This window comes from Micrococcus sp. LASM2_SD2, from assembly GCF_057364565.1.
The window spans coordinates 1-7502 of record NZ_JBNFOB010000107.1 but is presented as its reverse complement, the minus strand read 5'-3'; the positions used below and the strand labels follow the sequence as shown (position 1 = coordinate 7502).

General features: G+C 72.1%; 7 protein-coding genes, 4 tRNA genes and 1 pseudogene. 5 read left to right on the top strand and 7 right to left on the bottom strand.

What is annotated here, in order from left to right; translation table 11 throughout:
• Positions 1 to 950: SGNH hydrolase domain-containing protein (locus AC2W7A_RS07150; protein ID WP_485990747.1), on the top strand; the 950-nt coding region annotated here is incomplete at its 5' end.
• Between the two features lie 152 nt (positions 951 to 1102).
• Here AC2W7A_RS07150 and AC2W7A_RS07145 read toward each other — a convergent pair.
• The 3 genes from AC2W7A_RS07145 to AC2W7A_RS07135 form a co-directional block, all read right to left on the bottom strand.
• Entirely contained in the window at positions 1103 to 1621 is a 519-nt protein-coding gene (locus AC2W7A_RS07145) for an aminoacyl-tRNA deacylase (protein WP_485990746.1), read from the bottom strand.
• Positions 1622 to 1658: 37 nt separating this feature from the next.
• Positions 1659 to 2126, bottom strand: coding sequence for a SufE family protein (locus AC2W7A_RS07140; protein ID WP_485990745.1), 468 nt, complete (start codon positions 2124 to 2126; stop codon positions 1659 to 1661).
• Positions 2127 to 2304: 178 nt separating this feature from the next.
• A complete protein-coding gene (locus tag AC2W7A_RS07135; RefSeq protein ID WP_485990744.1) occupies positions 2305 to 3198 on the bottom strand; it encodes a sulfurtransferase in 894 nt (297 codons plus the stop codon).
• Between the two features lie 224 nt (positions 3199 to 3422).
• Between AC2W7A_RS07135 and zapE the strand changes: the two genes are divergently transcribed.
• Together zapE and AC2W7A_RS07125 are read left to right on the top strand one after the other, a co-directional pair.
• On the top strand, positions 3423 to 4493 hold the full coding sequence (gene zapE, locus AC2W7A_RS07130; protein ID WP_485990743.1) for a cell division protein ZapE: 1071 nt from the start codon (positions 3423 to 3425) through the stop codon (positions 4491 to 4493).
• A gap of 380 nt (positions 4494 to 4873) precedes the next feature.
• Positions 4874 to 5410: a hypothetical protein gene (locus AC2W7A_RS07125; protein WP_485990742.1), complete on the top strand. Its 537-nt coding sequence runs from the start codon at positions 4874 to 4876 to the stop codon at positions 5408 to 5410.
• Between the two features lie 171 nt (positions 5411 to 5581).
• Here AC2W7A_RS07125 and AC2W7A_RS07120 read toward each other — a convergent pair.
• The 4 genes from AC2W7A_RS07120 to AC2W7A_RS07105 all read right to left on the bottom strand — a co-directional run bounded on the left by AC2W7A_RS07120 (position 5582) and on the right by AC2W7A_RS07105 (position 5980).
• Positions 5582 to 5658 (bottom strand) — tRNA-Gly (locus AC2W7A_RS07120).
• 31 nt (positions 5659 to 5689) lie between these two features.
• A tRNA-Val gene (locus tag AC2W7A_RS07115) sits at positions 5690 to 5761 on the bottom strand.
• Between the two features lie 55 nt (positions 5762 to 5816).
• Positions 5817 to 5887, bottom strand: a tRNA-Cys gene (locus tag AC2W7A_RS07110).
• 19 nt (positions 5888 to 5906) lie between these two features.
• Positions 5907 to 5980 (bottom strand) — tRNA-Gly (locus AC2W7A_RS07105).
• A gap of 243 nt (positions 5981 to 6223) precedes the next feature.
• Between AC2W7A_RS07105 and AC2W7A_RS07100 the strand changes: the two genes are divergently transcribed.
• Together AC2W7A_RS07100 and AC2W7A_RS07095 are read left to right on the top strand one after the other, a co-directional pair.
• Positions 6224 to 7120 carry a cytochrome gene (locus tag AC2W7A_RS07100; protein ID WP_485990741.1) on the top strand — a complete coding sequence of 299 codons (897 nt, stop codon included), beginning with the start codon at positions 6224 to 6226 and terminating at the stop codon, positions 7118 to 7120.
• Between the two features lie 180 nt (positions 7121 to 7300).
• Positions 7301 to 7502 (top strand): annotated as a pseudogene (locus AC2W7A_RS07095) (methionyl-tRNA formyltransferase); the annotation flags it as partial.

The following is a 7502-nucleotide window of genomic DNA, read 5'->3' as shown; positions in this document are numbered from 1 at the left end:
CGGTGCCGCGACCGCCTCCGGGGGCCCCGACGGACAAGGGGGGCGCATCGGGGGACCACGGTGCGGACCCGGCGTCCGGAGCCGCCTCGCCGGGGGACTCGGACGAGTCCAGGCCGGCAGGGCCTCCGGCCGGATGGGATCCCGTCGACGACCTCGCGGACTTGACCGTGGACCAGGTCGTGCCGGCGCCTGCCGCCGGCCCCGACGACGGTTCCCCGCTGCTCTATCGGGGATGCCAGGTGAAGGCCGCCGACGACACCGCCGTCCGGTGTGAGGACGGTGATCCGGACGCGGACGTCACGGTGCTGATGGTGGGCGACTCCCACGTCCATCACTGGTCCGAGGCCGTCACCACGGCATCCCTCGAGCGCGGCTGGCATGTGGTCTCCTACGTGAAGGGCGCCTGCCCGATCACCACCCACACGGTGGAGCTGTCTGAGGAGGACGGCGGACCCCGCCCCTTCGACGAGTGCACCCGCTGGAACGAGAACGTCATGGAGGAGATCGAGGCCGAGGAGGCGGACATCATCATCACCTCGACCGCCCGACACCTCGACGCGGACGGCAGCTCGTCCTCGGACGGCCTGGCCGAGGCCTGGAGGCAGCTGGCGGACAACGCAGACCATGTCATCGCCCTCACGGACCCGCCGCACGCCGATCAGCCGATCCCCGAGTGCGTGGAGCGCAACAGCGAGGACATCGCGGCCTGCACCTGGGACCGGGAGCAGGGCCTGCAGGAGTCGGGCACCCCGGACATCCTCGCCGCGGCCGAACAGGTGCCCGGCATGGAGGTGTTTGACCTGAACGACTTCATCTGCCCGGGTCCGGTCTGTGCCCCGGTGGTCGGCAACGCCCTGGTCTACATGGACTCCAACCACATGACCGCGACCTTCTCCCGGTCGCTGAGCGAGGCGATGGGGGAGCGGCTGGACCGCATCGTGGCCGAGTGAGCATCATCGGGCCGAGTGAGCGCCCCCTGCCCCCGGATCCCAAAGAAGCCCTCCACTGATTCAGGGTATTGAATCAGTGGAGGGCTTATCTCCATGCCAGAGTGGGGAGGGTGCGTGTCCGTCGGCGCCCACCGCGTCCCGGCGGTCCGGACTCAGTCCTCTCGCGCGATCGGCGCCACGGACGCCTCGGCCACGCGCACCAGCGCGGCGGGGGCGATCTCGATGTCCAGGCCGCGCTGCCCGCCGGACACGAAGACCGTCTCCCAGCCCAGCGCCGTCTCGTCCACCACCACCGGACAGCGCTGCCGCTGCCCGAGCGGGGAGATGCCGCCGCGCACGTAGCCGGTCCTGCGCTCCGCCTCGTCCCGGTCGGCCAGCACGGCCTTCTTGGCCCCGAGCGCCTTCGCGGCGGCCCGCAGGTCCAGCTGCCCGGACACCGGCACCACGCAGGCGGCCAGCGTGCTGTCCGGCACCTGGACCATCAGCGTCTTGAACACCTGCGCCGGGTCCACGCCCAGCGCGGCGGCCATCCGTTTGCCCACGCCCACGGCGTCCGCCGCGGTCAGTCCGTCCTCGGCGTCCACGTGATGCAGCGTGTGGGCGGCCCTCGCGCGGGTCAGGGCGGCCACCGCCGGCGTCGGCGCGGGGCCGCCCGACCTCTTCTTCGCCATCCCAGTCCTCCGTCCCGTCAGGACGTCGCCGTGTCGCTCAGGCCCGGGTCGTCAGGTCCTTCACATTGCGCTTGATGCGGCCGAGCATCGCGGACATCCCGCGCAGCCGCAGCGGGGTCAGCGCCTTGGCCAGGCCGAGGCGGTTCGGGATGTCGTCCGGCACGGCGAGGATCTCGGCGGCCGTCAGCCCGTCCAGGCCCTGGGACAGCACGGAGGCGAAGCCACGCGTGGTCGGGGCCTCCGGCGGAGCGGTGATGAACAGCCGGACCACGGAGTCCGGGCCGGCCGTGTCCTCCTCGCCCTCGACCTCCACGGCCAGGAACAGCGGTGACTGGCACTCGACCACCTGCTCCATCTTCTCCTCGTGCCCGTCGTAGCGGGCGGGGAGCTCGGGCAGCTCGTCGGAGAACTCGAGCAGCAGCTCCAGCTTCTCCGGGTCCGGCACCGCCGCGAAGTCGTCGACGATCTCGGCCAGGGCGGTGGGCAGCGCGGTGTTCTCACTCATGGCTCACCATCCTAGGACGCGCATGCCCGCCCCGTCGGGCTGTTCACCGCGGCCGAACCGGTCGCCCCCTCACCGTGGTGCACGACGACGCTGTCACCTACCGCGGTAGGTGACAGCCCGTCGTCGGGAAGCTTTCCAGCCCTCCGGGCCGGGCAGGCCCGGTCCCGGAGGCCTCAGGTCAGCGCTGCGGCGCCTCACCGGGCTGGTCGCCCATGACGATCGGCACGCGCACGGCGTTGCCCCACTCGGTCCAGGAGCCGTCGTAGTTGCGGACGTTCTCGTAGCCGAGCAGGTGCTTGAGCACGAACCAGGTGTGGGAGGAGCGCTCACCGATGCGGCAGTAGGCGATCACCCTGTCGGTCTCGCCCAGGCCGGCCTCGTCGCGGTAGATGGCCTCCAGCTCGGCGCGGGACTTGAAGGTGCCGTCCTCGTTGGCGGCCTTCGCCCACGGCACGGAGGCGGCGGTCGGAATGTGGCCACCGCGGAGGGTGCCCTCCTGCGGGTAGCCCTCCATGTGGGTGGTCTCGCCGGTGTACTCCTGCGGGGAGCGCACGTCGATCAGCGGGGTGGAGCCCAGGGCGGACAGGACGTCCTCGCGGGCGGCGCGCTCGGTGGTGTCGTCGCGCTGGGACACGGGGTAGTCCACCGGGGTCACGGACGGGACCTCGCGGGTGGTCTCCCGTCCCTCGGCGATCCACTTGTCCCGGCCACCGTTCATCAGGCGGGTGTCCCTGTGGCCGTAGAGGGTGAACACCCAGAGCGCGTAGGCGGCCCACCAGTTGGACTTGTCCCCGTAGAACACGACCGTGGTGTCCGGGCCGATGCCCTTGGAGCCCAGCAGGGCCGCGAAGTCCTCCGGCCCCACGAAGTCACGGGTCACCGGGTCGTTCAGCTCGGTGTGCCAGTCGATCTTCACGGCGCCGGGGATGTGGCCGGTGGAGTAGAGCAGGGTGTCCTCGTTGGACTCGAGGACCACGACGTCCTCGTCGCCGATGTGCTCGGCGACCCAGTCGGTGGAGACGAGCTTCTCGGGGTGGGCGTACTCGGCGAACTCGGTGGTGGTCTCGGCCATCTGCAGCACCTCTTCCTTCCGGTGGGGGTCTGTGCGGCGGACCCTCGGGAGTGCCGCGGCACGGGCGCCGCGGCGGGACTCCGGGCCCTCGAGCGCCAGATTACGCCAGGCGCGGTGCACGTAATAGGGAGGCTGTCCTAAACCGTCATGCGTCCCGGTCTCGAGGCCGGCCGCGGGCGGTAGAGTGAACCGGTACCCGCACGTCGAAGGAAACGGAGTCCGCCGTGGCCCAGACCGTCCACCTGTCCGAGCGCTCCCCGCAGGTCTCCGCGGACGAGCTGCTCGCCGGCTTCCACCCGTCCTACCGCTTCGGCGAGGTGTCCTTCGACACCTACATCCCGGACCCGGCGCACCCCTCGCAGGCCGAGGCCGTGCAGCGCCTCAGGGACTTCGCCGCCTCCATCGGCGGCGCCCGCGGCGGCGCCGGCGGCGGAGGGTTCCTCGGCGGCCTGTTCGGCGGCGGACGAAAGAAGGGTCCGGCCCAGCCGGCCGGGATCTACCTGGACGGCGGCTTCGGCGTGGGCAAGACCCACCTGCTCGCCTCCACCTGGCACGCCGCCCCGGGGCCGAAGGCGTTCGGCACCTTCGTGGAGTACACGAACCTGGTGGGCGCCCTGTCCTTCCGCAAGGCCGTGGACGTGCTCAAGGAGTACACCCTGGTCTGCATCGACGAGTTCGAGCTGGACGACCCGGGCGACACCGTCCTGATGTCCCGCCTCATGCGCGAGCTGGCGGACGCCGGCGTGCGCCTCGTGGCGACCTCCAACACGCTGCCGGGCGCCCTCGGCGAGGGCCGCTTCGCCGCGCAGGACTTCAAGCGCGAGATCCAGGTGCTCGCGGACCAGTTCGATGTGATCCGCGTGGACGGCGAGGACTACCGCCACCGCGGCCTGTCCGAGGCCCCGGCCCCGCTCGCCGACTCCGAGGTCATGGACACGGTGGCGGAGAACTTCCCGGACGCCGCCGTGGTGGCCGAGGACGAGTTCGCGGACCTGACCGCCATGCTCTCCCGCGTCCACCCCTCGCGCTACCGCGAGCTGGTCAAGGACGTGGACGTCATCGCGCTGCACAACGTGCAGACCATCACCGAGCAGTCCACGGCCCTGCGCTTCGTGGTGTTCGCGGACCGTCTCTATGACAAGGACGTCCCGGTGGTGGCCTCCGGCACCGCCTTCGACGAGCTCTTCACGCACGAGATGATGCACGGCGGCTACATGAAGAAGTACTTCCGCACCGTCTCCCGCATGACCGCGCTGGTGCGCGAGGGGCAGCTGGGCATCGCCGAGGAGAAGTGAGGGACCGGCGGCAGGGCGGCCCCGGAGCCGCGCGGCGGGGACCGGCATGACCGGCGGCTCCGTCTCCGAGCCCGGTGCGCCGGGGCCGTCCGCGGTGGAGTCGGCCGTCCGCCGTGCCCTGGGCATCCCGGGCGTCCGGGTGGATCGGGAGCGCTTCCTGCTGAAGCAGGCCTCCGGCCTGTGTCCCGACGACGGCGCACGCCGCCGCGTCCTGTCCGCGGGCCTGATCGCCGTGCTCACCGAGCCGGAGCTGCGCTCGCTGGGCCTGCGCCGGGTCCTGCAGCTGACGGCGTGGTCCTCCTCGGCGGCGGCGGCCGCCGCGCTGCCGGGCGGGCCGATCGCGATGACCGCCGGCGCCGGCGCGGACGCGATGCAGCAGCGTGGCCTTCGGCCTGCGCCTGTCCCAGGAGCTCGCCTACCTCTACGGGCATCGGCTCTCGGCCGGGGACCACGAGGGCGGCCCGGTCTCCGAGGCCGGGCTCGAACAGCTCCTCCTGCTGTTCGGCACCCTCCTGGAGGTGGAGGGCGCCGCCGCCGCGGTCCGGCTCACCGGACCTCGGCTCGAGCGCGACGGCCGCCCCGTGGGCTATGGGGACGACGGTGACCGCTCCGCCGGCCGGTCCGGGGCTGCCGGCGCCGGACTTCCGGCGGACCTGCTGCGCCGCTCCTTCGCCGGGCCGATCGCCCACCGCGTCCTGGCCCGCTTCGCCTCTCGGATGGGCTCCACCGTGCTGCGCCGGGGCGCGCTGCGCGCCGTGCCCCTGCTCGGGGCCATCGGCGCTGGGGGAGCGGCCTTCTCCGCCCTCCAGGCGCAGGGGCGCATCCTCAACCATGAGTTGGCGGAGGGCCTGGACTACACCTCCGGCAAGGTGATGGCGGACGTCGAGACGTTGCGCCGGGCGCTGGGGACCGGCTGAATGTCGGCGGCAGAGCCCTGTGTGAGGACCGCTGACGTGCGCGTGGCCGGCAGCGCGGCTGACATGCGTCCGGGCCGCACACACATCTCTGCCGACAGCCCGCCGGTGCGGGGAGTGCTCCAGGGGCGGCCGAGGCCCCGCCGGCGGTGCCGACGGGGCCTCAGACGTGCATGGAGCGGATGACGGGATTCGAACCCGCGACCTCCACCTTGGCAAGGTGGCGCTCTAGCCAACTGAGCTACATCCGCAGAAACGGTCGGCCTCGAGGACCGCCGTCCGTGCGCGATACTGGGTTCGAACCAGTGACCTCTTCCGTGTCAAGGAAGCGCGCTACCACTGCGCCAATCGCGCTCACTCAGTCTTGCGACTGCTGAGTGCAGGTCCTTCCATCTCTGGAGGAGCCGCGAGGTCGGGACGGGATTCGAACCCGCGTATACGGCTTTGCAGGCCGCTGCCTCGCCTCTCGGCCACCCGACCAGGGTTGAAAGGTCATGCGAGCGGATGACGGGATTCGAACCCGCGACCTCCACCTTGGCAAGGTGGCGCTCTAGCCAACTGAGCTACATCCGCATGGATCAGCGCGGCGATCGTCTTCCCCGATCGGAACCGCTCGCCGCGTTTTCCAACGAGAAAGAACTCTAGACCATGGCAATCGTGGATGCCAAATCGGCATGGCGGCAGGCGGAGGCGGGCGGCCGACGTCGGAGGTCATGCCAGGTCAGGGGGCCGTGGGCGGGCGGACCAGGGGATGTGGACAGGCTCACCTGTGGATGGCGGCGGTCCGGCGCGGACCGCCTGCCAGAATGGATGACCATGACCCAGCCACGCCTCGCCCACGCCACCGAGCGCGGCCGCATGTACGCGCGCCGGATCGGCGGGCTCCCGGAGGTCCCGTCGATCACCACCGTCATCGGTCTGGAGAAGGCCGACCTGGACGGCTGGGTCGGGTGGATGGCCGCCGACGCCGCCACGAAGGACACCCGCCTGGGTCAGGCGCTCGGCTCCTCCGCCCAGCTGCGGCAGATCGCCCGGCAGAACGCCGACGCGGCCGCCCGCTACCGTGACGCGGCCGCCGAACGCGGGGACCGCGTCCACGACTACGCGGAGCAGGTCTCCCTGCGCGCCCTCGGGAGGCCGCACCGCATGGCGGAGTGCCGGCAGACCCTGATCCAGCACGGAGAGGGGGCCTACGCCGACCGCTTCGACGAGTGGTGGGACCTCTACGGCGTGCAGCCCGTGGCCGCCGAGGTCACCGTGTGGAACGCGTCCGTGGGGTATGCGGGCACGCTCGACCTGGTGGCGCGCATCGGCGGCCGCCTCTGCCTGATCGACTTCAAGACCAAGACCACCGGCCGCGACGGCCGGGTGAAGCCCCTCGACCCGAAGGTGGTCATGCAGCTCGTGGCCGGGCTGCAGGCTGAGGAGTCCCTCGTGGACGCCGAGGTCGGCACCTGGGAGCCCTGGGCCCACGGCCGCGCCGAGATGCTCCTCGGCGTGGCCGTCGGCGAGACCGAGGTGGCCGTCCACCAGGCCAACCCCGCCGTGCTGAAGCAGCACTGGCACAAGTTCTGGGCCCTCCGCCAGCTCTGGACCCACCAGGAGGCCGCCGCCGAGGCCGGCCCCGCCCTGCGCGAGATCGGTCCGCCGCCGGTGCGGCGTCCGTCCGCGACGGGACAGGCCGGGGCAGACTCGAAGGACGCCGCACGCTGACCCTGCCTGCCCCGCAGGCCCGCCCTGGTGGCATGCTGAGGGTGGGTCGCTTCGTCCACGATCCGCATCGCCCGGCACGCTGAGACGCCCGGGCCCATGTCCTCGCTCCACACCGGCCGACCGCCCGTACGATCACTGCAGGAGACCATGACCGACCACGCCGCCCCGACCGACGCCCCGCTGCGCGTCCTCTACGCCGGCACCCCGGAGACCGCCGTGCCGGTGCTGGAGGCCCTCGTCGCATCCCGCCACGAGGTCGTGGGCGTCCTCACCCGTCCCGATGCTCCCCTCGGGCGCAAGCGCGTGCTCACCCCGTCCCCGGTGGCCGCGGCCGCCGCCGCCCACGGCATCCCCGTGATCAAGGCGGACCGGCTGCGCGGCG